Below are 21,237 nucleotides of genomic sequence, written 5' to 3'. Positions count from 1 at the left end.
CTTGGCCCCGTCCAGCACCAGTGTCAGGAACGCGGCCATCTTGTTGCCGGTTCGCAGAACATTGGTTGCGCCGATATTGCCTGACCCGATCTTGCGCAGATCGCCCAGCCCGAAAGCCCGCGCGATCAACACCCCGAAAGGCACGGCTCCCAGAAGATAGGACAGTAGGGCAACCACGGACAAAACCGCAGGCGAGGCTATAATTTCGGGCATCACGCCTCTCCGAAAACCTTTTTGCCACCAACCCAGGTGCCGATGACCTTACCCTGCATCCGCGCCCCGTCAAAGGGCGTGTTCTTGGATTTCGACCGCAGTGCGAACCGGTCCAGCACGAAGGGCGCATCGGGGTCGAACAGCACCAGATCCGCGGGGGTACCGATGGCCAGCCGCCCGGTTTCCAACCCCAGCCGCCGCGCCGGGTTCAGCGACAATGCGCGCCACAGCTGCGGCAATGTCAGATCGCCCGAATGCACCAGTCGCAACGCGGCAGGCAGCAGGGTTTCCAGCGCGACAGCGCCGCTGGCGGCCTCTTCGAAGGGCAGGCGCTTGGATTCTTCATCCTGGGGTGTGTGCATGGAACTGATGATGTCGATCAGCCCGCTTGCCACCGCCTGCACCATCGCCAGGCGATCCTCTTCGGATCGCAGCGGCGGCTTGACCTTGAAGAAGGTCCGGTAGTCGCCCACGTCCAGCGCATTCAGCGTCAGATGATGGATCGACACGCCGGCGGTCACGTCCAGCCCGTTGCGCTTGGCGCGCTCCAACGCGGGCAGCGCGCGCGCGGTGGTGATCTGATCGGCGTGGTATTTCACGCCGGTCATTTCAACCAGCGCCATGTCCCGGTCCAGCCCCATCCGTTCGGCCATCGGCGAAACGGCGGGCAGGCCGCGCAGGGATGCGAACATGCCGCTGGTCACGGCCGCGCCATCCGACAGGCCCGGATCCTGCGGATGCGCGATGACCAGCGCGCCCAGCGAACGGGCATAGGTCATGCAGCGCGACAGAACCTTGGTATTGCTGATCACATGGTCGCCATCGGTAAAGGCCACGGCACCTGCATCCAGCAAGAACCCGATCTCGACCATCTCGCGCCCGGCGCGGCCCTTGGTCAGCGCGGCCATCGGCTTGATGCGCACGGGCGATGCTTCGCGGGCGCGGCGAGTGACGAACTCAAGTGTTTCGGGTGTGTCGATAGCCGGCAGCGTGTCGGGGCGCGTCACCATGGTCGTCACGCCGCCCGCCGCTGCCGCCAGCCCGGCCGAACGGAACGATTCCTTGTGTCGCTCGCCGGGTTCACAGACCTTGACGCCGATATCGACAATACCGGGGGCAAGGCAGTGACCGTGACAGTCGATGCCGCTGACAGGGGCCTTGCCACTGCCTGTGGCCGCGATCAGACTATCTTCGATGCGCAACCAGCCAAGGGTGTCGGTGCCGGTTTCGGGGTCAATCAGGCGGACGTTGGTCAGAAGGGTGCTCATGCCCAGACCCCTTCCGCCTTCGCAGCCCGCAAATTGCGCGCCAGCAGGTCCATTGCAGCCATGCGCACCGCGACGCCCATCTCGACCTGTTCCTGAATGACCGAGCGGTTGATGTCATCGGCCAACACGCCATCAATTTCGACGCCTCGGTTCATCGGGCCGGGATGCATGACGATCGCGTCGGGCTTGGCATGGGCCAGTTTTTCGGCATCCAGCCCGAAACGGTGGTAATATTCGCGCTCTGACGGGATGAAGGCCCCATCCATCCGTTCCTTTTGAAGGCGCAGCATCATCACCACATCGGCGCCTTCCAGACCCTTTGCCATATCGTCGAATACTTCGACCCCGAACTGGTCGATCTGCGCGGGCATCAGGGTGGGGGGGCCGATCAGACGGATGCGGTTTTCCATCTTGCCCAGCAACAGGATGTTGCTGCGGGCAACCCGGGAATGGGCGATGTCGCCACAGATCGCCACGGTCAGCCGCTGCAGCCGCCCCTTTGCGCGGCGGATGGTCAGCGCATCCAGCAAGGCCTGGGTGGGGTGTTCATGCCGCCCGTCGCCCGCGTTCAGCACGGCGCAATTCACCTTTTCTGCCAGCAGATTGACCGCACCGGAATGCGGATGACGCACGACCAGCAGATCGGGATGCATCGCGTTCAGGCTCAGCGCGGTGTCGATCAGGGTCTCGCCCTTCTTGATCGAACTGGCCTGCATCGACATGTTCATCACATCAGCGCCCAGCCGCTTTCCGGCCAGCTCGAACGATGCCTGGGTGCGCGTCGAGGCCTCGAAGAACATGTTGATCTGCGTCAGGCCGGTCAGCGCCTCGGAATGTTTCACGGGGCCACGATTCAGATCCACGTATTGATCCGACAGATCCAACACAGAACGGATATCATCGGATGAGAGGGGCTCGATGCCCAGCAGGTGTTTGCCGCGGAATGTCATGCCACCTCCGTCCTGATCGCTCCGCTTATAGAAAGCACGGGCAGTATCGGCAAGGTTACAAAATTGCGGCCCGTTCCGGGCCACTGCATCATGATGCGCCCTGTCGGGCGCGGCCTGCGGCGCGAGTATTTGCGCCAAGGTGATATGCCTTGGGTTTATTCTTGTTCAAATACCCCTGCCAGCGGCAGTGCCGCGCCTTGCGCGGCATAACCGGGGCGCCGCGCCACAGGCGCGTCCTTTTGTAACGTATTGCAGGGCAGCCATGGCTTTACCTTTGGCTTGGCCGCACATAGCCTTTGCGCCATGGATTCCCAAATGGATTATCATAGCGCGAAAGCGTTGCTGGCCTGGCAGATCGAACTGGGCGCGACCGAGGCGATCGGGGACAGGCCAATAAACCGCTTCGAGGCCCCGGCGCCCCGGCGCGCCGCCCCGGTTGCGACGCCAGCTGTTGCTATGGCCGCCGATCCGGTGGCGGCGGCCCGGGGCGCGGCAGCCGCTGCCGGTGATCTGGCCGCCCTGCGCGAAGCCATGGGCGCGTTCGAGGGCTGCAACCTGAAACACAGTGCGCGGTCGCTGGTTTTTGCTGATGGTCGCCCCGGCGCGCGAGTGATGGTGATCGGCGAAGCGCCCGGCCGTGACGAGGATATTCAGGGCAAGCCCTTTGTCGGTCGGGCCGGCCAGTTGCTGGACCGGATGTTCGCCGCCATCGGCATGGACCGGGCGGCGCCTGATCTGGAAGCGGCCCTTTATATCACCAATATCCTGCCTTGGCGCCCGCCGCAGAATCGCGATCCGAACCCTGAGGAGGTGGCGATGATGCTGCCCTTCGTGGAACGCCATGTCGAACTGGCCGCCCCTGATTTTCTGGTGCTGATGGGCAATCATTCCTGCCAGGCCTTACTGGGGCGCAAAGGCATTACCAGGTTGCGGGGCACATGGACCCAGGCACTGGGCCGCCCGGCCTTGCCGATGTTCCATCCGGCCTATCTTCTGCGCACGCCATCCGCCAAGCGCGCGGCCTGGCACGATCTGCTTATGTTGCAGGCAAGAATGCGTGGTGCGCCGTGACTGCTTCCACACCATCCCGCGCATTCATCCCGGTTCGCATTGCGGTGCTGACGGTGTCGGACACCCGCAGCCTGGCCGAGGATCGCTCTGGCGATATTCTGGCAGGGCGTATTGCCGATGCAGGCCATATTCTGGCCGACAGGATGATCCTGCGCGACGAACGGGCCGAGATCGCCGCCCAGCTGCGCCGCTGGTGCGCCGATCCTGACATTGATGTGGTGATATCGACCGGCGGCACCGGTTTGACGGGGCGCGATGTAACGGTCGAGGCCCATCGCGATGTCTATGAAAAGGAAATCGACGCCTTTGGCACGATCTTCGCGATTGTCTCGATGGGCAAGATCGGCACCTCGGCTGTCCAGTCTCGGGCCACCGGCGGGGTGGCGGGCGGCACCTATCTGTTCGCCTTGCCCGGCAGTCCAGGTGCCTGCCGCGATGCCTGGGACGGGATACTTGCCCAGCAGCTGGATTACCGCCATCATCCCTGCAATTTCGTCGAAATCATGCCCCGGCTAGAGGAGCACAAGCGCCGATCATGACCGAACGCTCGTGTTTTCACCGGATCGGCATCCTGCCCGCCAAGCCCAGCTATGAAGCCTCTATTCTGTTGGCGCAGGATGCGCGGGGCCGTTTCCTGATGCAACTGCGCGATGATATTCCGCATATTGCTGCCCCCGGTTACTGGTGCCTGTTCGGGGGCAGCATGGAAACCGGCGAGACGCTGCAGCAGGCCGCACTGCGTGAATTCAGCGAAGAAACCGGTATCGCCTTGGCGACCACAGATCTGCAGCCCCTTGCCCGTATCGAATCTTCGTCCACCGAGGGCGGCGTATTATACGTTTATCACTGCCTGCGGCCCCTGCGCCCCGAAGATGTTTCTTTGGGCGAGGGGGCCGGGTTTGCCTTTCTGACACTGGATCAGGTGCGCAGCTATCGCACCGTTCCGGCCATCCGCAGTGTGATCGACTGGTTCAGTGAACCCGCCCAGGCGCGCCGCGCCTGAAAATTTCGACGGAAACGGGAACGACAGACGTAACACAGATGTGCTTGGACCGCGCCGGACCCTGCGCTATCGTTCTATGTGGTATGGCCTGATTTCGACAACCGCGTTGGGGATATTCTGAATGCGCTTTTTGCGCCGCAGCCTTGTGGGGCTTTTCATGTTCGCGGTCACGCTGGGTTTATTGGCCTATGCGGGCGATGCCGTCTATGCCGCGCTCAAGGTGCGCTGGGCGGTCAGCGATATGGTGCCACCCGCGCGCGAACGTGTCTTCGCGGTGAATGTGGTGCGCGCCGATATGCAGGATGTGGCACCGGTTCTGACCGCCTTTGGTGAATTGCGCAGCCGGCGCATGCTGGACATCCGCGCAAGGGTTGCGGGCACCGTTGTAGAGCTTTCAGACGGGTTCGAGGATGGCGGGCAGGTGCAGGCGGGGCAGCTGTTGTTCCGGGTCGATCCTGCGGATGCGCAGGCTGCCCTGGATGTCGCGCGTGCCGATCTGGCCGAAGCCGAGGCCGAACAGCGTGACGCCCTGCGCGCGGTTGCGCTGGCGCGCGATGATCTGGCCGCCGCCGAAGAACAGGCCCGGCTGCGCACACAGGCCCTGACCCGCCAGACCAGCCTGAAAACCAAAGGATTCGGCAGTGATGCGGCGGTCGAGGATGCCGAACTTGCCGCCGCGTCGGCGCGCCAGTCGGTGCTGTCACGCCGTCAGGCACTGGCCACGGCCCAAGGCCGCGTTGATCAGGCCGATACCCAGCATGATCGTGCGGTAATCAAGCTGGCCGAAGCCGAACGCAGATTGGCCGATACGGCGCTTTATGCCGGGTTTGATGGCACGCTGAGCAATGTAAACCTTGTCGAAGGCGGGCTGGTCGCCAATAACGAACAGGTCGCACAGCTGATCGATCCGACTGATCTGGAAGTGTCATTTCGGGTATCGACCCCGCAATATCTGCGGCTGCTGGATGCAACGGGGGCGCTGTTGCGCGCCGATGTCACCGCAACGCTGGATGCCTATGGCGCCGATCTGACTGCCGAAGGGGCAATCACCCGCGAAAGCGCCGCTGTCGGCGAAGGCCAGACCGGGCGCTTGCTGTTCGCCCGGCTTGATCCCGCAGCGGGCTTTCGTCCGGGTGATTTTGTGCGGGTCGATGTGCGCGAACCGCTGCTGCGTGACGTATTTGTTCTTCCCGCGGGCGCAATTGATGCGGCGGTGACCATCCTTGTCGTGGACGCGGATGACAGGCTTGTGCAAATGCCTGTCGAATTGCTGCGCCGGCAGGGGGATATGGTCATCGTCCGCGCCGAGGGTCTGAACGGGCGCGAGATCGTGGCTGAACGCCAGCCGCTGCTTGGCGACGGGATCAAGGTGCGCCCGATCCGCCGCGCCCAGGCCGCCGACGCCCCTGCCGCGCCCGAAACGATAGAACTGACACCCGAACGCCGGGCCATGCTGATCGCCTTTGTCCGCGACAATCAGTTCATGCCAGACGAGGCCAAGGAACGTGTTCTGGCGCAACTGGCGCTGGACAGGGTTCCTGCCCATGTTGTGGAACGGCTGGAAAGCCGAATGGGGGGCTAGGCCATGTCCATCCGCCCGAAACAGACTTCGGCGGGGGGCATCCTGTCGTATTTCACCCGCCACCCAACGGCGGCAAATCTGTTGCTGGTCATCCTGGTGGTGTTGGGCCTGGCGGCAATTCCGCAGATGCGGACCCAGTTTTTCCCTGACGTTGTAAACGCAGATCTGACCGTCTCGATCGTGTGGGAAGGTGCCGGCCCGGAAGACGTGGACGAAGGCATCGTTCAGGTGTTGGAGCCTGTCCTTTTGGCGGTCGAAGGCGTCGAAAGCTCGGTCTCGCGTTCGGCAGAAGGGCAGGCGACGATCCAGCTGACGTTTGAGCCGGGCTGGGACATGTCGCGCGCCGGTGACGATGTTCAGGCGGCCGTGGATGCGGTGAATACCCTGCCGGCCGATGCCGAAGATCCGGCCGTGCGGCGGGATGGCTGGCGGGATCGGGTGACAGATGTGGTGATCACCGGGCCGGTCGGTATCGACCAACTGGGCCGTTTTGCCGATGAATTCGTGACACGCCTGTTTGCCGAAGGGGTGACGCGCACCACCATTCGCGGCTTTGCCGCACCCACCACGATTGTCGAGGTGCCCTCTGCCGCGCTGATGCGCCATGATATCAGCATGACCGAAATCGCCGCGGCGATCGCAGCCGAGGCTGACACAGCCCCGGCCGGTGATGTCAGCGGGGCCAATGCGCGGGTCCGCACCGGGGTGGCCAAGCGCACGGCGGCCGATCTGGGGCGGATCGTGCTGCGATCCAATCCTGACGGATCCAACCTGACAGTTGCCGATGTGGCATCGCTGCGCGTCGAGGGGATCGACCGGAACGATGCCTATTTCGTGGGGGCTGACCCGGCGCTGATCGTGCGGGTCGATCGGTCTGATCGGGGTGACGCAATCAAGATTCAGGGCGTAGTTCAGGATATCGCCGATGAAATGGCCCGCGGCCTGCCTGCGGATGTGCGGATTGATCTGGTCCGCACCCGCGCCGAAGCGATCACCGCACGCCTGAACATTCTTCTGTATAACGGCGCAACCGGACTGCTGATGGTGGTTTTGCTGCTGTTCCTGTTTCTGAATGCCCGCACGGCGTTCTGGGTGGCAGCGGGCATTCCGGCTGCCATTCTGACCACGCTTGCACTGATGTTCGCCTTTGGCATCACCATCAACATGATCTCGCTGTTTGCGCTGATCATCACCACTGGTATCATCGTCGATGATGCCATCGTCGTGGGCGAACATGCCGATTTTCGCGCCCGCGTCTTGGGTGAAAGCCCGATCGAGGCGGCTGAAAACGGGGTGCGCCGCATGGCCGTGCCGGTATTTTCGGCCACCATCACCACCATCATCGCCTTTTTCGGCCTGACCGCGATCACCGGGCGGTTCGGTGACCTGATTTCCGACATACCGTTCACGGTCATCGTGGTCCTGGCGGCATCTTTGGTGGAATGTTTCCTGATCCTGCCACATCACATGTCGCATGCCCTGGCGCACAGCCAGCGCGATCATTGGTATGACCGGCCGTCGCGTGTAATCAATCGCGGCTTTGAATGGGTGCAGCGGGTGCTGTTCCGCCCCTTGATCGCCGGCGTGATCCGGGCGCGCTATCCCGTCATTGCGCTGGCGCTGGCCGCGCTGGCCAGCCAGACTGCGATGCTGATCCGGGGCGATGTGCCATGGCGGTTCTTCAATTCGCCCGAACAGGGGTCGATATCGGGCAATTTCGCGATGCTGCCCGAAGCGTCGCGCGATGACACCATGGCGATGATGCGCGAATTGCAACGCGCCACCGAGGTCGTCGCCAAGCGCTATGAGCAGGAATATGGCGCCACCCCGCTGGATTTCGTGCTGGCCGGCGTTGGCGGCAACACCGGCCGCGGGCTGTCAGGCGTCGAAGGCAAGGATACAGACCTTCTGGGTTCGATCGCCATTGATCTGATCGACGCCGATCTGCGCCCCTATTCATCGTTCAAGTTTCTGGCCGATCTTCAGGCCGAGGTGGTCGAGCATCCGATGACCGAAACCCTGTCATTCCGCGGCTGGCGATCCGGGCCCGGCGGCGATGCGCTGGACGTGCAGTTCTATGGTGCCGATTCTGCCACGCTAAAGGCCGCCGCCGAGGCGCTGAAGGCGCAGGTTTCGAAATTTCCCGAAGTATCGGCGGTCGAGGACAGTCTGGCCTATGACAAGGAAGAACTGATCCTTGACCTGACCCCGCAAGGAAATGCGCTGGGCTTTACCATTGATGCATTGGGGCAGGTGCTGCGGGCCCGGCTGAACGGGATCGAGGCCGCGACCTATCCCGATGGCCCGCGTTCGGCGGCGATCCGGGTGGAACTGCCCGCGGGAGAACTGACAGCCGATTTCCTGGACCGCACCCTGATGCGCGCGCCCGGCGGCGCCTATGTGCCGCTGGCCGATATCGTGACGGTCGCCCAGCAGACGGGCTTCACGACCATAAGGCGCGAAAACGGGCTGCGGGTTGTTTCAGTGACCGGCGATATTTCCGAAGATGATCCGGCCCGCGCCCAGGCCATCGTCGAAAGCCTGCGCGACACGATCCTGCCCCAGATCGAAAGCGATTTTTCGGTCGGCTGGAAATTGTCCGGCCTGGCCGAGCAGGAAAACCAGTTCCTGGCCGATGCCATTTTCGGGTTCACGCTGTGCCTGCTGGGGATCTATCTGGTTCTGGCGTGGATATTTGCCAGTTGGATACGCCCGATGGTGGTCATGGCGATCATTCCTTTCGGGCTGGTCGGCACCGTCTATGGCCATGCCCTGTGGGATGTGCCTTTGTCGATGTTCAGCGTGATCGGCCTGATTGGCATGTCGGGGATCATCATCAACGATTCCATCGTTCTGGTCGGCACGGTGGATGAATACGCGCGCGGGCGCGGCCTGATCCCGGCGATTGTCGATGGCACATCTGACCGCCTGCGCCCGGTTTTCCTGACCACGGCAACCACGGTTCTGGGCCTGTCGCCGCTGCTGTATGAGACCTCGCAACAGGCGCAGTTCCTGAAACCCACGGTGATCACGCTGGTTTACGGCCTGGGGTTTGGCATGGTTCTGGTGCTGCTGATGGTGCCGGCGATGCTGGTCATTCAGCATGATGTCGGCCGCCAGTGGCGTGCCCTGCGCCGCGCCATGCGGGTGCCGCCGCGCGCGCGGCGATTTGTCGGGCTTGTCGGCGCTGCGGGTGCGGGCATTCTGATGCTGTTTGCGGCCGTATTTCTTCCGGTTCTGCTGACAGGAAGGCTGGCTGCCCCTTTGGAAAACACATTGCCGGATGCTGCCGCCAGCGCGCCCCTTGCCGTGGCGCTGGGGCTGTTCGTGGCCATTGCAGCGGTGTTTCTGATGCTGGTCTATCTGGGTGTTGCCGTATATGGCCGGTCTGAACGCGCCACGCGGCCCTAACCGCCAGAGCAGCCCTGAATATCAACCGCCTGCGCGCCGGCCAGCAGGGTGATCCGAACCGTTGAACGGTCCAGAAAGAACGGTGCGGTGTCCGTTGGCACCAGGTCCGATACCGCGATCACCTGTCCGCCTTTTCGCGTTGTCGTGGCCTCGGATACCCAGACATTCGCATCTGCCAGTTCGATGACAGCGATCTCGGGTGCGCTCAGACGGGGTATGGTGATCGTGGCGGTCAGGCGCAGCCCGTCCGCGATGGGTTCAACCGAACATCTGACAGCGGAAACCCCTGCGCGTGACGCAGGATCGGGCTGTTGCGCCAGCGCCGCCCTTATCGGGCGATCCTGCGACGGGGCCGGCAACCGCGCCATCAATGCCAGATCGACCGGAACGCAGACATCCCGACAAACGCCAATTGATATCAGCCCGTTCAGCATGATCGGCGCGGTTCTGTCGCTGGGCGTCAGTTCGATCGGCAGTACGACCTCGTGCTTATAGCCGATGGTGCGCGTGCCGTCGGTGTCAAAGACCTGCGGTCGCGGCCAGTGAATCACGACATCGCGCAGATTTTCCGACCCCGCCCATTCAAGCCGCGGCGGTATGCCTAAATCGCCCGGCGCCCGCCAATAGGTTTTCCAGCCCTCGGCCAGAACCAGGCGAATACCGGCAAACTGCGTTCCCTGTGCCGTCGTCCAGCCGGGCAGAATCTCTGCCCTGACGATGCCATCAAGGGAATCGCTGGCCGTTGCCGGGGCTGACGCCGCCGACACAAGGGCACAAATCACGGCAAGATGTCGAAGCGGGGCCAATTTCATGCGTACAACATAAGCGTCTGGACCCAGGACAGAAATCACTTTTCAGCCAGCCTGTTGTGACTGTGGCTTTTCGCACCCTTGCTTTGCAGGCCGCTTCGACCACATGTTAGATCATGAAGATACCAGACACCCCGATTGATCTGAGCGGCAAGCTGCTGATCGCGATGCCCGGTATGGGCGATCCCCGCTTTGAAAAGGCGGTGATCTATGTTTGCGTGCATTCCGCCGATGGCGCGATGGGCCTGATCGTGAACAAGCCAACACCGGATGTGCGGTTGTTCGACCTTCTGGACCAGTTGAAGATTCCGCAGGGCGATCCGGCCTGTGACATCCGGGTGCATTTCGGCGGGCCGGTTGAACATGGGCGCGGTTTCGTTCTGCATACGGCCGATTTCGTTTCGGAAACTGACACCACGCTTCTGGTCGATGACACCTTCGCAATGACCGCCACGCTGGATATCCTGCAGGCCATCGCACAAGGCAGGGGCCCAAGCGAAAGCCTGCTGGCGCTGGGCTATGCCGGTTGGGCCCCCGGTCAGCTTGAAGACGAGATCGCCCGCAATGGCTGGCTCAGTTGCGATGCCCGCCCCGAGATTGTGTTCGCTCGCAATGATGACGGAAAATGGATGGGTGCTCTGCATGAGCTGGGCGTCGATCCGCTACTGTTGTCAGGCACTGCAGGGCGTGCCTGACCCGCGTCAGCCGCGCGGGGCCGCCGCACGGCGCAGACGGTCATTGATCGCTATGCCCAGCCCGTGTTCGGGCACAGGGGCAACCGCAATCCGCTGCCCCGGCAGCGCCATCGCATCCAGCGCATGCAGGTGGTGAAACAGATTGGCCGCCGCCTGAACCAGATCGCCGCTCTGCGACAGGTTCAGCGTTGCTTCGGCGCTGTCAGGGCCAAAACCCAGCCATAATTCACCCGGTTCGGCATGTGCCGCATTCAGGCGCACCGGCGCGCCGGGTGCGTAATGCGAGGCCAGTTGCCCCGGCGCTGAAATGGTGCCCGTGTCGTCGTGGCGCGCCAGCGCGGCGCCCAGACAGGCCTCGATCGCTTCGACCGGCAATCCTCCCGGGCGCAGCAGGGTGGGGCGGCCCGTCATGCCGATGATCGTGCTTTCGACGCCCACGGCGCAGGGGCCGCCGTCGATGATTGCCTCGATCCGTTCGCCAAGACCCCGGGACACATGATCGGCGCGGGTGGGGCTGATCCGGCCTGATGGGTTGGCCGATGGCGCCGCCAGCGGCCCGTCAAAACGCGCCAGCAAGGCCCGTGCCACAGGATGCTCCGGCACACGCACCGCCACGCTGTCCAGACCAGAGGTGACCAGTGACGACAGCCCGCTGTCGGCCCGCAAAGGCAAGACCAGCGTCAGCGGACCCGGCCAGAAGGCCGACGCCAGACGCTGCGCCTGTGCAGACAGGTCGGCGATACGGCTGACACTGTCCATGTCAGGCAGATGCACGATCAGCGGGTTGAACTGCGGTCGCCCCTTGACGGCGAAAATGCGCGCGACGGAATGGTCGTTGCGCGCATCGCCGCCCAATCCATACACCGTTTCTGTCGGAAAGGCGACCAAGCCGCCCTGCGCCAATATCTGCGCCGCACGTGTCAGCCCCGCATCGTCGGGCTGCAAGATCTGGGTGGATATCCGTTCCATGACTGACGTTGCGTTCGCCTTGAAGGGGCGGCGGGGTTGGTTAAACTTGCGCCGGTTGCTTATACACCTGACATAAAGTTGCGCCCTGACATGCACAAGGCGCCTGCAAGGGGATCATGCCATGCCATATCGCGCGCCGGTGGCCGATTTTCAGTTCATTCTTGATCATGTGGTCGGATTTGCCCGCCTTGGGGATGTGGCCCGCTTTGCCGATATCACACCCGACACTGCAACCGCGATTCTGACCGAGGCCGGACGCCTGTGCGATCAGGTTCTGGCCCCCGTCAATCGAGAGGGCGACAAATTTCCGGCCAGTCTTGAAAACGGAAAGGTCAGAACGTCACCCGGTTTTGCCCAGGCCTATGAGCAGATCGCGCAGGGCGGTTGGGTCGGCATGGCCGCATCGCCGGAATATGGCGGCATGGGCTTGCCGATGGCCCTGGCGACGGCGGTGAACGAAATGATGAGTGGCGCCTGCCTGGCGTTGCAACTGAACCCGCTGCTGACGCAGGGCCAGATCGAGGCGCTGGAACATCATGCCGACGAAAAGCTGCGCGCGCTGTATCTGCCCCGGCTGATTTCGGGCGAATGGAACGGCACAATGAACCTGACAGAACCTCAGGCCGGTTCGGATGTCGGCGCCCTGACGACGCGCGCCGTTCCCAATAACGACGGAACCTATGCAATTACCGGGCAGAAAGTATACATCACTTGGGGTGACAGCGATTTCAACGCCAATACCTGCCATCTGGTTTTGGCACGCCTGCCCGATGGCGGCCCGGGAACCAAGGGCATCAGCCTGTTCATGGTGCCCAAATACATTCCCGATGCCGATGGCAAACCCGGTCTGGCCAATTCCCTGACCGTGGCCAGCCTGGAACACAAGCTGGGGCTGCATGGATCACCGACCGCGGTGATGCGCTATGACGGGGCAACCGGTTGGCTGGTGGGGCAGCCCCACAAGGGCATGGCCGCAATGTTCACGATGATGAACAATGCCCGGCTGGGCGTGGGAACCCAGGGGATAGGCGTGGCCGAAGCGGCGTTTCAACAGGCCCTTGCCTTCGCACAGGAACGCAAGCAGGGCCCGACCCCGGTTGAAGGGACAGGCACCATCGCAGATCATGCCGATGTGCGCCGGATGCTGATGGCGATGAAGGCCGAGATCTTCGCAGCCCGTGCCATCGCGCTGGATTGCGCACTGTCCATGGATATGTCCCGGTCCGATGACGGTGGTGACTGGGCGGCCCGCGCCGCGCTGCTGACGCCGATCGCCAAGGCCTATGGCACCGATATCGGAATCTCGATCGCCTCGACCGGTATCCAGGTGCATGGCGGCATGGGCTTTATCGAGGAAACGGGCGCGGCGCAGTTCCTGCGCGATGTCCGGGTAACAGCCATTTACGAGGGCACGAACGGCATTCAGGCGATGGATCTGGTGTCTCGCAAATTGATGGATAATGGCGATGCGGTCTTTCGGCTGCTGGACGAAATGCAGGCCAGCGCGGAAACCGCGCGCAAGGCCTTGCGCGAACTGGCCGAAGATGTCTGGGCAGCGACCGAGGCCCTGCGCGAGGGAACCGAACGCCTGTTGCAACTGGGGCTGAACGACCGGTTCGCCGGGGCAGTGCCCTATTTGCGCGCCATTGCGCTCGGGCTGGGGGCGCATTACCATTTACGTGCTGCCATGGCCGAAGGTGGCACCGGCCCGCGCACGGCGCTGGCACGATTTTTCATCAGGCGGCTTTTGCCTGAACATTCCGCGCTGTTGGTTCAGGCGCTTGAAGGAGCCGAGGGGCTGTATGCCCTGCCGGCGAATGATCTGGAATTTTGATGGACGGAACACCACCACTGATTGACTATCCCTGGTCCGAACCACCCCAGGGGGCCGAGGCGACAGAGATCGCCGAGGGCATTCTGTGGCTGCGGATGCCGCTGCCGATCCAATTGGATCACGTCAATATTTTTGCGCTCGACGATGGCGATGGCTGGACCATCGTCGATACCGGCTTTGATACCAAGGCATCGCGTGAATTGTGGCAGGCATGGATGGCGGGCCCGCTGAAGGGCAAGCCGATCAACCGGGTTCTGGTTACGCACCACCACCCCGATCACATCGGTCTTGCGGGCTGGATGCAGACGCAATTCGGCGCCGAACTGTGGACGACGCGCACGGCATGGTATTTTGCGCGTATGCTGCTGCTGGATGTTCAGGACGAACATGATCCGCAAACGCTGGCATTCTGGCGCGCTGCAGGCCTGCCCCGCGAGATGTACGAACAGCGCCTGACGGAACGGCCCTACAACATGCGCAACATGGTTTCGATGTTGCCGCTGGGCTTTCATCGGATCAAGGAAGGCGATCGCATCACAATCGGCGGGCGCGACTGGGATATTCACATGGGCAATGGCCATGCCCCCGAACATGCCACCTTCTGGAGCAGGGACGACAATCTTGTGTTGGGGGGCGATCAGCTTTTGCCGTCGATCTCTCCCAATCTGGGGGTTTACGCCTATGAACCAGAGGCCGATCCGGTTGCGGAATGGCTGGCATCCTGCGCGCGCTTTGGCACGATCGCGCGATCAGACCACCTGGTTCTGCCCGGCCACAAACTGCCCTATACCGGGCTGCCGGTTCGCCTGCGCCAGATGATCGAAGGGCATCACGGGGCGCTCAGGCGACTGCACGAATTTCTGGAAACGCCGCATGTGGCCTGTGATACGTTCCTGACGCTGTTCAAGCGAAACATAGGCGACGCCGGCTATAACTTTGCCATGGCCGAGGCTGTGGCGCATCTCAATCACCTGCATCGCAACGGGCATCTGGTGCGATGGAAAAACGACGATGACGCATGGCTGTGGCAAGCCACCAGCGCCCATGACCAATAACAAACCCCGGCCCGCGCCAGAATCGCCCTGCGCCGAACCGATGGCGCATGTCGTTCATGCCGACCCAAAGGCACCAGTATCGGCGGAACAGAAACCGCTGCCGCCCGCTGTGGCGCGCAAGCCCGTCGATCAGAAAAGCCCCGCCGAATGGGCCTATGAACGCGTGATTCTGTATATCCAGAATTTCGAGGAACAGCTCGACCCTGAACAGGAAATCGCCATGGGTTTCACCGGTGGCGAAACCGGCATCCTGCGAATCGAAGGTGTCGGGTATTTCGATCCCGATATCGTGACATTCTATGGCACCGACGCCCAAGGCATGCGGACCCAGCTTGTGCAACATGTCACGCAATTGAACGTCATGCTGCGGGCCATGCCGAAAAAACCCGAAAACACCGTTGCCCGCCGTATCGGATTTCGGTTGGCAGCGGATCTGGAACATGACGGCCCCGAGCGATCTGCCACGTGACAGCGGCGCGCAAATCAATTATCCGGGGCGTCAGTGACAGGAAAAGGACCGACACCATGGCTGACCATAAACATGGCGAGATGGATATCACCGTTCAGGAAAAGACCTTTGATGGGTTCATCAAATTCGCAACCCGGGTGGGGATTGCGTCCATTCTGGTGATCATCTTCATGGGCCTGGTAAACGGCTGATCCCACCGCGCACGGCAAACGGCCCCGACTACCCGAACAGATAGAGCGCGCCGTATAACACCGCCGCGCCACCTGCGATGCTGATCAACGTATTGCGGGTCAACACCCCCAGCAACAACGCGGCACAGGCCGCAGACAGGCGCGCGGGGTCGGGGTTGCCCCCTGTGGCGGCTGGCCACAGCACCAGCGGGGCGATCAGCGCCGGCAGGACCGCAACCGGGGTATAGCGCAGAAGCCGCAGCACCCATTCAGGCAGCTTGCGGTTGCCGATCAACCCCAGAAACGAGAACCGTATCACAAATGTCCCCGCCCCCAGGGCAAGGATCGTGAACCAGATTTCGGCCGTGCTTTGCCCGATCATTCCGCCCGCCTTTCCGCACGTCGTGCAAAGAACAGTTCGGCCTGCGCCCCGGCCATCATCGCCCCCAATGCCGCCAGCAACAGCCCGGCATTATAGGGCATGAACGCAAAGGTCAGCCCCAGCGCAATCGAAACGGCCGCTGCGATCAGGTGGGCCGCACTGCGCAGGGCCGGTGCCACCAGCGCCAGAAAGGTGATCGGCACTGCGAAATCCAGCGCGTATTCCGGCGGAATACGATTGCCGACCAGCGCCCCCGCCAGCGTCACCGCATACCAGACCGGGCAAATCGGGGCCACCGTTCCAAAGAAATAAGCGAATTTGCTGCGAAGCGGCCAATCAGGATGTCGCGCATATTTGGCATCCGCCAGCGCATAGGTCTGATCGACAAGAAAATAGGCCGCAATTGCGCGCAGCCGAAACGATGCGGCGCCCAGATGGGGCGTGATGGCGGCGGAATACATTGCCATCCGCAGATTGACCGCCAGCGCCGTGACCAGCACGACGATGGTCGGGGCATTTTCCGCCATCAGATGGATAGCGGCAAATTGCGATGCGCCCGCGATGACCAGAACGGTAAAGCCCATGACCTCGGCCAGGTTCAGGCCAGCCTCGGTCGCGACGACACCGAACAGCAACCCGAATGGTGCGACCACCAGAAGAAAGGGCAGCCCGTCGCGGAACCCCATCCAGAACGCAGAGCTGGTGCTTGGATGTGACACTGGACACTCCTGTTCAACTATTCGACACAAGATAGGGCGTTTGGGGCATCATGTGCAATCAAAGCAAACCGGAGGTCGCAAGATGCAGATATTCGGGATAATTCTGGCCGGCGGCCGTGGCAGCCGTCTTGGCGGGCGGGACAAGGCACTGATTGATCTGGCCGGGCGGTCGCTGCTGGACCATGTCGCCAGCCGCCTGGGGCCGCAAGTCGCACAGATGGCGCTGAGCGCGAACGGTGATCCGGCCCGGTTCGACGGGTTCAAGGGCCCTGTTCTGCACGACACTGTTGCGGGCTTTGCCGGACCGCTGGCCGGAATCCTGGCCGGAATGGATTGGGCCGCGGCGGAAGGCGCCGATTTCATCGCCACCGCATCGGTCGACACCCCGTTCCTGCCTTGCGATCTTGTCCCACAGCTGTATCTGGCCGCAGAACAGGCTGCCGCGCCCATTGCGCTGGCCAGAAGTGGTGGCCGGATTCATCCGACCTGTGGTATGTGGTCTGTTTCCCTGCGCGACGACCTTCGCCACGCGCTGGCCAGCGGCGTGCGGCGTCTGGGGGGCTGGGCAGAAGAAATGGGGGCAGTGCCGGCGCAGTTTGCGTTGCAGACGCCCGATGAATTCTTCAACATCAACACAGAACAGGACCTGACCAATGCCCGCGCTGCCCTGCAGCCGGACACGGGCCTATTCTAGGCCTCGATGCTATTTCGTCAGCCCGTTCAGCATGTCGGTCAACTGTGTCGCCACATTCATAACCCAACTGTTTACCGAAATGCGGATGGCATCAATGATTGTCGCGAATGACATCATCACCGGCTCGGATGCCGGGAAGACGATGATGATATTGGGCGTCAGGATATACAGGCCCACGATCAGCGCCGTTATCAGCACCACGATGCCGAACCCCAACCCGAACCCGCTGCGCTTGCGTGGCAGTTCTGTGTTTTCCAGAACCATCCCATCAGCCACAACGCCATTGGCGCGCTCGGAACTGGCGCGCAGGGTGGAATTGATTTCCTCGATATCGGGCAGCAGGTCGCGGCGCGCGGTGTTGCCGGATTTGCGGTTTTCATCGCCGGGTGGAAGCCCGCGCAGCCGTGCCACACGCTCTTTCAGGCCGCCACGCGGGCCGGGCTCGATCCCAAGATCGGGCTGGCTTTCCAGCGGGGCCTGCCGCGCTTCGGATTTGCGGGCCTGAACCTCACGCTCGGCCTCCTCACGCAGAACGCCCAGAATGGCGTCGTCCACCTTGGGGCGCGGGGGCGTTTGCGGCGCGGGTTCGTATGTATCATCCGCCTGCGGCTCTGGCGCGATATCATCGTCGATTGGGTTCACATCGGCGTAATCCCGCATCAGCTGTTCGGCATCCGCAGGTTCCAGATCGGTGTCGTCTGCCCTGCTTTCAAACCAGGTATGGCCACAGCTGGAACACTGCACATCACGGCCACCGGGCGGGATCACAGCGTCGTCGACTTCGTATTGGGCATCGCAGTTCGGGCAGATCAGCCGCATTCTTGTTCCTACCATCCGTGCCGTTCCAAGCAGGGCTTACTCTTGACTTTGCGCATGTTGAACCATGCGTCTTTGAAATTCAAAGGAAATGCACCTTCCTGCAATTGAAACCCATCACCGTGTCAGGCACAACACTGTTGTCAGACTTGGAGACCGGCGTGATCGAACTGGAAAACGTCTCGCACAATTATGGTGGCGGGGATCTGTTGACGGATGTGAACCTGCGTTTGACGCCGGGATCGTTTTATTTTCTGACGGGGCCTTCGGGTGCGGGAAAATCGACCTTCCTGAAGCTGTGCTATGGCGAATTGCGGCCATCCGGCGGGGTTGTCCGGCTTTTTGACCGTGATGCCGGCACGATGACCCGCGACGATGTGGCGCGGGCCCGCCGCCGTATCGGCGTTGTGCATCAGGACTGCCAATTTCTGGATCACCTGCCATTGATCGAAAATGTGGCACTTCCCCTGACTGCGGCCGGCCGCGATGTGGCCCAGACGGATCTGGACGAATTGTTGGGCTGGGTCGGGCTGCGCGGCCAGGCCGCTTCTTTGCCCCCGCAGCTTTCGGGGGGCGAACGCCAGCGTGCGGCGCTTGCGCGGGCGGTGGTGATGGCCCCCGATGTGGTTTTGGCTGATGAACCCACCGGAAACATAGATTGGGATATGTCGTTGCGCCTGCTGCAATTGCTGACGGAACTGAACCGCATGGGAAAAACCATTCTGATTGCCACGCATGATCTGAACCTGATCCGCGCCGCCAAGGCGCAGGTGTCGGCGCGGGTGTTGCGGATAAAGGATCGTCGCGTTCAGCTTGCCGGGGCCGATCTGTGAGGGCGGCGCTGGACCGGTTTCGCGCGTTGGCGCGGGGCGATGTTCAGGCCGACAGGGTCGTGCCGCCAACCGGCTTTACCGTTCGCCTGACATTGTTCACCTCGGCTGCGATGGCGTTTCTGGCGGTATTCGCGCTGGCGCTGTCGCTGGCGGCCGGGCGGCTGGCGGATCGGTGGTCTGACGCGCTGGCGCGAACCGCGACCGTGCGCATTTCAGCCCCCCAGGGCCAGATGCAGACCCAGACCGATGCGGTGATAGATGTTTTGCGCACCACGCCCGGTGTCGCCACCGCGCGCGTGCTGAGCAAGGACGAACAGCACGACTTGCTGGCGCCCTGGTTCGGGCCGAACCTGCCGCTGGACGATCTGCCGCTGCCGCAACTGGTCGAACTGGTCGAAGATGCGCAGGGCTATGATCCTGATGCACTGCGCCTGCGCCTGACGGCCGAAGCGCCGGGCGCGGTGCTGGATGATCACACACGCTGGCGTCGCCCCCTGGTGCGCGCCGCAGATCGGTTGCGCCTGCTGGGTTGGGTCGCGATCGGTCTGATCGCGTTGACGACGGCGGCGATGATCACCCTGTCGGCCAACGCCGCCCTTGCCGCCAATACCCGTGTGATCGAGGTCTTGCGCCTGGTAGGCGCGCGCGATGTCTATATTGCCCGCGCCTTTGTGCGGCGTTTCACCATCCGCGCCGTTCAGGGGGCCGCGGCGGGCACCATCGTGGCAATGGCGGGGATTGCGTTACTGCCTGGGGCCGATGTTGCGGGCGGGTTCCTGACCGGGTTGGGATTTCAGGGCTGGGGTTGGCTGTGGCCCTTGCTGGTGCCGCTGCTGGTCGCTGTTGTGGCGTTCTGGGCGACCCGCACGGCTGCGCTGCGCCTGCTGCGGGGGATTACCTGATGGCACATGGCTGGCGCTGGTTGCGATCGCTTTTCTTCGTGGGGCAGATGTATGCGATGATGGGGGTGTTCGCGGCGATTTTCACCCTGCCGGCCGTCATCTCGCGCCGCTGGGCCTTTGCGGGCGTTCATACCTATTGCAACTGGGTGCGCTGGACAGCGCGCTGGATGATCGGCCTGCGGTCGGAAATCCGCGGCGCGGTGCCGGCTGGCGCGGTCCTGGTGGCCTCAAAGCATCAGTCGTTCTTTGACATCATTCTGCTGTGCTCGGTGCTGCCGCGCCCGCGCTTCATCATGAAGAAATCGCTGCGCTGGGCGCCGGTGCTGGGTTGGTATGCGCTGCGCATCGGTTGTGTGCCGGTGGACCGGGGCAAACGGGGGCAGGCGATCACCGGAATGCTGGCCGCCGTAAAGGCCGGTCTGCAGCAGCCCGGGCAGTTGATCATCTATCCGCAAGGCACGCGTGTGGCACCCGGGATACGCAAACCCTACAAGATCGGAACCGGTGCGCTTTACGCGGAAATCGGACAGGATTGCGTGCCGGCGGCCACGAATGTGGGCGTCTTCTGGCCGCGCACGGGCATCTATCGCAAGCCGGGGCTGGCGGTGCTGGAGTTCCTGCCAACCATTCCGGCGGGCGGTGACATGGCCGGATTCATGGCGCGTCTGGAGCGCGATGTCGAGACGGCCTCGAACCGGCTGATGGCCGAGGCGGGGTTTGATATGGAGCGCGCGGATGGAGTTCATCGACCGGACTGAAACGCTTGAGGTGCTGTATAGTGCCCCCGGCGCGCCTGCGCTGCGCAAGGTGGCCCCGCAACTGACCCCGCTTTATCGCAAATGGATCATGGCGGCCCGGTTTTGCGTGCTGTCCACGGTCGGGCCGGATGGCACCGATGGCAGCCCGCGCGGCGATGACGGGCCGGTGGTGATGGAACTGGATGCGCGCACGCTGGCGATGCCCGACTGGCGCGGCAATAACCGGCTGGATTCTTTACGCAATATCGTCGCCGACGGGCGGGTATCGCTGATGTTCATGGTGCCCGGATCGAATAATGTGGTGCGGGTGAACGGCACGGCCCGCCTGACTGCCGATGACGCGCTGCGCGCGCGCTTTGCCCGTGGCGACGCCCTGCCGCGCACGGTGATCGTGATCACCATCACCCAGATCTATACCCAATGCGCCCGCGCCCTGATCCGTGCGCGGCTGTGGACGGCAGGGGACGAATGCGCAGAGCTGCCCAGCGCCGGCGATATCCTGACCGAGATGACATCGGGCGCGATCGACGGCGCCGCCTATGATGCCGACTGGCCGGGGCGGGCGGCAAAGACGATGTGGTAGGGGCAGGGTGTTTTGATTGATTGGGATTGCCTTGCTATCGAATGGTCGGGA

General features: G+C 62.8%; 23 protein-coding genes. 15 read left to right on the top strand and 8 right to left on the bottom strand.

What is annotated here, in order from left to right; translation table 11 throughout:
* From ACTCHC_RS04345 to ACTCHC_RS04335, 3 genes are all read right to left on the bottom strand, one after another.
* Positions 1-213: glycerol-3-phosphate acyltransferase (locus ACTCHC_RS04345; RefSeq protein ID WP_463021242.1), on the bottom strand; the 213-nt coding region annotated here is incomplete at its 3' end.
* A complete protein-coding gene (pyrC, locus tag ACTCHC_RS04340; protein ID WP_463021241.1) occupies positions 213-1,481 on the bottom strand; it encodes a dihydroorotase in 1,269 nt (422 codons plus the stop codon). The genes pyrC and ACTCHC_RS04345, both read right to left, overlap by 1 nt.
* A complete protein-coding gene (locus tag ACTCHC_RS04335) occupies positions 1,478-2,431 on the bottom strand; it encodes an aspartate carbamoyltransferase catalytic subunit (protein ID WP_463021240.1) in 954 nt (317 codons plus the stop codon). Before ACTCHC_RS04335 ends, pyrC begins: the two co-directional genes overlap by 4 nt.
* A gap of 303 nt (positions 2,432-2,734) precedes the next feature.
* Between ACTCHC_RS04335 and ACTCHC_RS04330 the strand changes: the two genes are divergently transcribed.
* The 5 genes from ACTCHC_RS04330 to ACTCHC_RS04310 all read left to right on the top strand — a co-directional run bounded on the left by ACTCHC_RS04330 (position 2,735) and on the right by ACTCHC_RS04310 (position 9,498).
* A complete protein-coding gene (locus ACTCHC_RS04330) occupies positions 2,735-3,502 on the top strand; it encodes a uracil-DNA glycosylase (protein WP_463021239.1) in 768 nt (255 codons plus the stop codon).
* Entirely contained in the window at positions 3,499-4,041 is a 543-nt protein-coding gene (moaB, locus tag ACTCHC_RS04325) for a molybdenum cofactor biosynthesis protein B (protein WP_463021238.1), read from the top strand. Before ACTCHC_RS04330 ends, moaB begins: the two co-directional genes overlap by 4 nt.
* On the top strand, positions 4,038-4,505 hold the full coding sequence (locus ACTCHC_RS04320) for an NUDIX domain-containing protein (protein ID WP_463021237.1): 468 nt from the start codon (positions 4,038-4,040) through the stop codon (positions 4,503-4,505). Before moaB ends, ACTCHC_RS04320 begins: the two co-directional genes overlap by 4 nt.
* A gap of 121 nt (positions 4,506-4,626) precedes the next feature.
* Complete coding sequence (locus tag ACTCHC_RS04315) at positions 4,627-6,087, top strand: efflux RND transporter periplasmic adaptor subunit (protein ID WP_463021236.1); 1,461 nt, start codon at positions 4,627-4,629, stop codon at positions 6,085-6,087.
* A 3-nt stretch (positions 6,088-6,090) separates the two neighbouring features.
* The gene (locus ACTCHC_RS04310; RefSeq protein ID WP_463021235.1) at positions 6,091-9,498 is read left to right on the top strand and encodes an efflux RND transporter permease subunit; all 3,408 of its coding nucleotides are present in this window, start codon (positions 6,091-6,093) and stop codon (positions 9,496-9,498) included.
* Here the strand turns inward: ACTCHC_RS04310 and ACTCHC_RS04305 are convergent.
* Positions 9,495-10,310: a protein-disulfide reductase DsbD domain-containing protein gene (locus ACTCHC_RS04305; RefSeq protein ID WP_463021234.1), complete on the bottom strand. Its 816-nt coding sequence runs from the start codon at positions 10,308-10,310 to the stop codon at positions 9,495-9,497. The genes ACTCHC_RS04310 and ACTCHC_RS04305 overlap by 4 nt on opposite strands.
* A 113-nt stretch (positions 10,311-10,423) precedes the next feature.
* Between ACTCHC_RS04305 and ACTCHC_RS04300 the strand changes: the two genes are divergently transcribed.
* Positions 10,424-11,002 (top strand): YqgE/AlgH family protein, encoded by a 579-nt coding sequence (locus tag ACTCHC_RS04300; protein ID WP_463021233.1) that lies wholly within the window; start codon positions 10,424-10,426, stop codon positions 11,000-11,002.
* A gap of 6 nt (positions 11,003-11,008) precedes the next feature.
* On the opposite strand, the gene ACTCHC_RS04295 is transcribed toward ACTCHC_RS04300, so the two are convergent.
* The gene (locus ACTCHC_RS04295) at positions 11,009-11,971 is read right to left on the bottom strand and encodes an L-threonylcarbamoyladenylate synthase (RefSeq protein ID WP_463021232.1); all 963 of its coding nucleotides are present in this window, start codon (positions 11,969-11,971) and stop codon (positions 11,009-11,011) included.
* Between the two features lie 121 nt (positions 11,972-12,092).
* Here ACTCHC_RS04295 and ACTCHC_RS04290 point away from each other — a divergent pair, with 121 nt between their 5' ends.
* From ACTCHC_RS04290 to ACTCHC_RS04275, 4 genes are read left to right on the top strand one after another with little or no spacing between them, the layout of a single operon-like run.
* Positions 12,093-13,805 (top strand): acyl-CoA dehydrogenase, encoded by a 1,713-nt coding sequence (locus ACTCHC_RS04290; RefSeq protein WP_463021231.1) that lies wholly within the window; start codon positions 12,093-12,095, stop codon positions 13,803-13,805.
* Entirely contained in the window at positions 13,805-14,860 is a 1,056-nt protein-coding gene (locus ACTCHC_RS04285; protein ID WP_463021230.1) for an MBL fold metallo-hydrolase, read from the top strand. The genes ACTCHC_RS04290 and ACTCHC_RS04285 overlap by 1 nt, the downstream gene beginning before the upstream one ends.
* Entirely contained in the window at positions 14,850-15,329 is a 480-nt protein-coding gene (locus ACTCHC_RS04280) for a hypothetical protein (RefSeq protein ID WP_463021229.1), read from the top strand. Before ACTCHC_RS04285 ends, ACTCHC_RS04280 begins: the two co-directional genes overlap by 11 nt.
* Before the next feature lie 56 nt (positions 15,330-15,385).
* Positions 15,386-15,520, top strand: coding sequence for an aa3-type cytochrome c oxidase subunit IV (locus tag ACTCHC_RS04275; RefSeq protein ID WP_463021228.1), 135 nt, complete (start codon positions 15,386-15,388; stop codon positions 15,518-15,520).
* Between the two features lie 28 nt (positions 15,521-15,548).
* Here ACTCHC_RS04275 and ACTCHC_RS04270 read toward each other — a convergent pair whose 3' ends face one another.
* Together ACTCHC_RS04270 and ACTCHC_RS04265 are read right to left on the bottom strand one after the other, a co-directional pair.
* Complete coding sequence (locus ACTCHC_RS04270) at positions 15,549-15,881, bottom strand: AzlD domain-containing protein (protein ID WP_463021227.1); 333 nt, start codon at positions 15,879-15,881, stop codon at positions 15,549-15,551.
* On the bottom strand, positions 15,878-16,600 hold the full coding sequence (locus tag ACTCHC_RS04265) for an AzlC family ABC transporter permease (protein ID WP_463021226.1): 723 nt from the start codon (positions 16,598-16,600) through the stop codon (positions 15,878-15,880). Before ACTCHC_RS04265 ends, ACTCHC_RS04270 begins: the two co-directional genes overlap by 4 nt.
* 82 nt (positions 16,601-16,682) lie before the next feature.
* On the opposite strand from ACTCHC_RS04265, the gene mobA reads away from it, so the two are divergent.
* Complete coding sequence (gene mobA, locus ACTCHC_RS04260) at positions 16,683-17,294, top strand: molybdenum cofactor guanylyltransferase MobA (RefSeq protein WP_463021225.1); 612 nt, start codon at positions 16,683-16,685, stop codon at positions 17,292-17,294.
* A 9-nt stretch (positions 17,295-17,303) separates the two neighbouring features.
* Here the strand turns inward: mobA and ACTCHC_RS04255 are convergent, their stop codons facing one another.
* Positions 17,304-18,113 (bottom strand): zinc-ribbon domain-containing protein, encoded by an 810-nt coding sequence (locus ACTCHC_RS04255; RefSeq protein WP_463021224.1) that lies wholly within the window; start codon positions 18,111-18,113, stop codon positions 17,304-17,306.
* A gap of 158 nt (positions 18,114-18,271) precedes the next feature.
* On the opposite strand from ACTCHC_RS04255, the gene ACTCHC_RS04250 reads away from it, so the two are divergent.
* From ACTCHC_RS04250 to ACTCHC_RS04235, 4 genes are read left to right on the top strand one after another with little or no spacing between them, the layout of a single operon-like run.
* Positions 18,272-18,943 (top strand): cell division ATP-binding protein FtsE, encoded by a 672-nt coding sequence (locus tag ACTCHC_RS04250; RefSeq protein WP_463021244.1) that lies wholly within the window; start codon positions 18,272-18,274, stop codon positions 18,941-18,943.
* Positions 18,940-19,845, top strand: coding sequence for a cell division protein FtsX (locus ACTCHC_RS04245; RefSeq protein ID WP_463021223.1), 906 nt, complete (start codon positions 18,940-18,942; stop codon positions 19,843-19,845). Before ACTCHC_RS04250 ends, ACTCHC_RS04245 begins: the two co-directional genes overlap by 4 nt.
* Entirely contained in the window at positions 19,845-20,603 is a 759-nt protein-coding gene (locus tag ACTCHC_RS04240; RefSeq protein WP_463021222.1) for a lysophospholipid acyltransferase family protein, read from the top strand. The genes ACTCHC_RS04245 and ACTCHC_RS04240 overlap by 1 nt, the downstream gene beginning before the upstream one ends.
* Positions 20,581-21,186: a pyridoxamine 5'-phosphate oxidase family protein gene (locus ACTCHC_RS04235; protein ID WP_463021221.1), complete on the top strand. Its 606-nt coding sequence runs from the start codon at positions 20,581-20,583 to the stop codon at positions 21,184-21,186. Before ACTCHC_RS04240 ends, ACTCHC_RS04235 begins: the two co-directional genes overlap by 23 nt.
* Positions 21,187-21,237: the final 51 nt, after the last annotated feature.

The organism is Actibacterium sp. (assembly GCF_055134745.1).
This window is presented reverse-complemented; position numbering and strand designations above follow the sequence as displayed.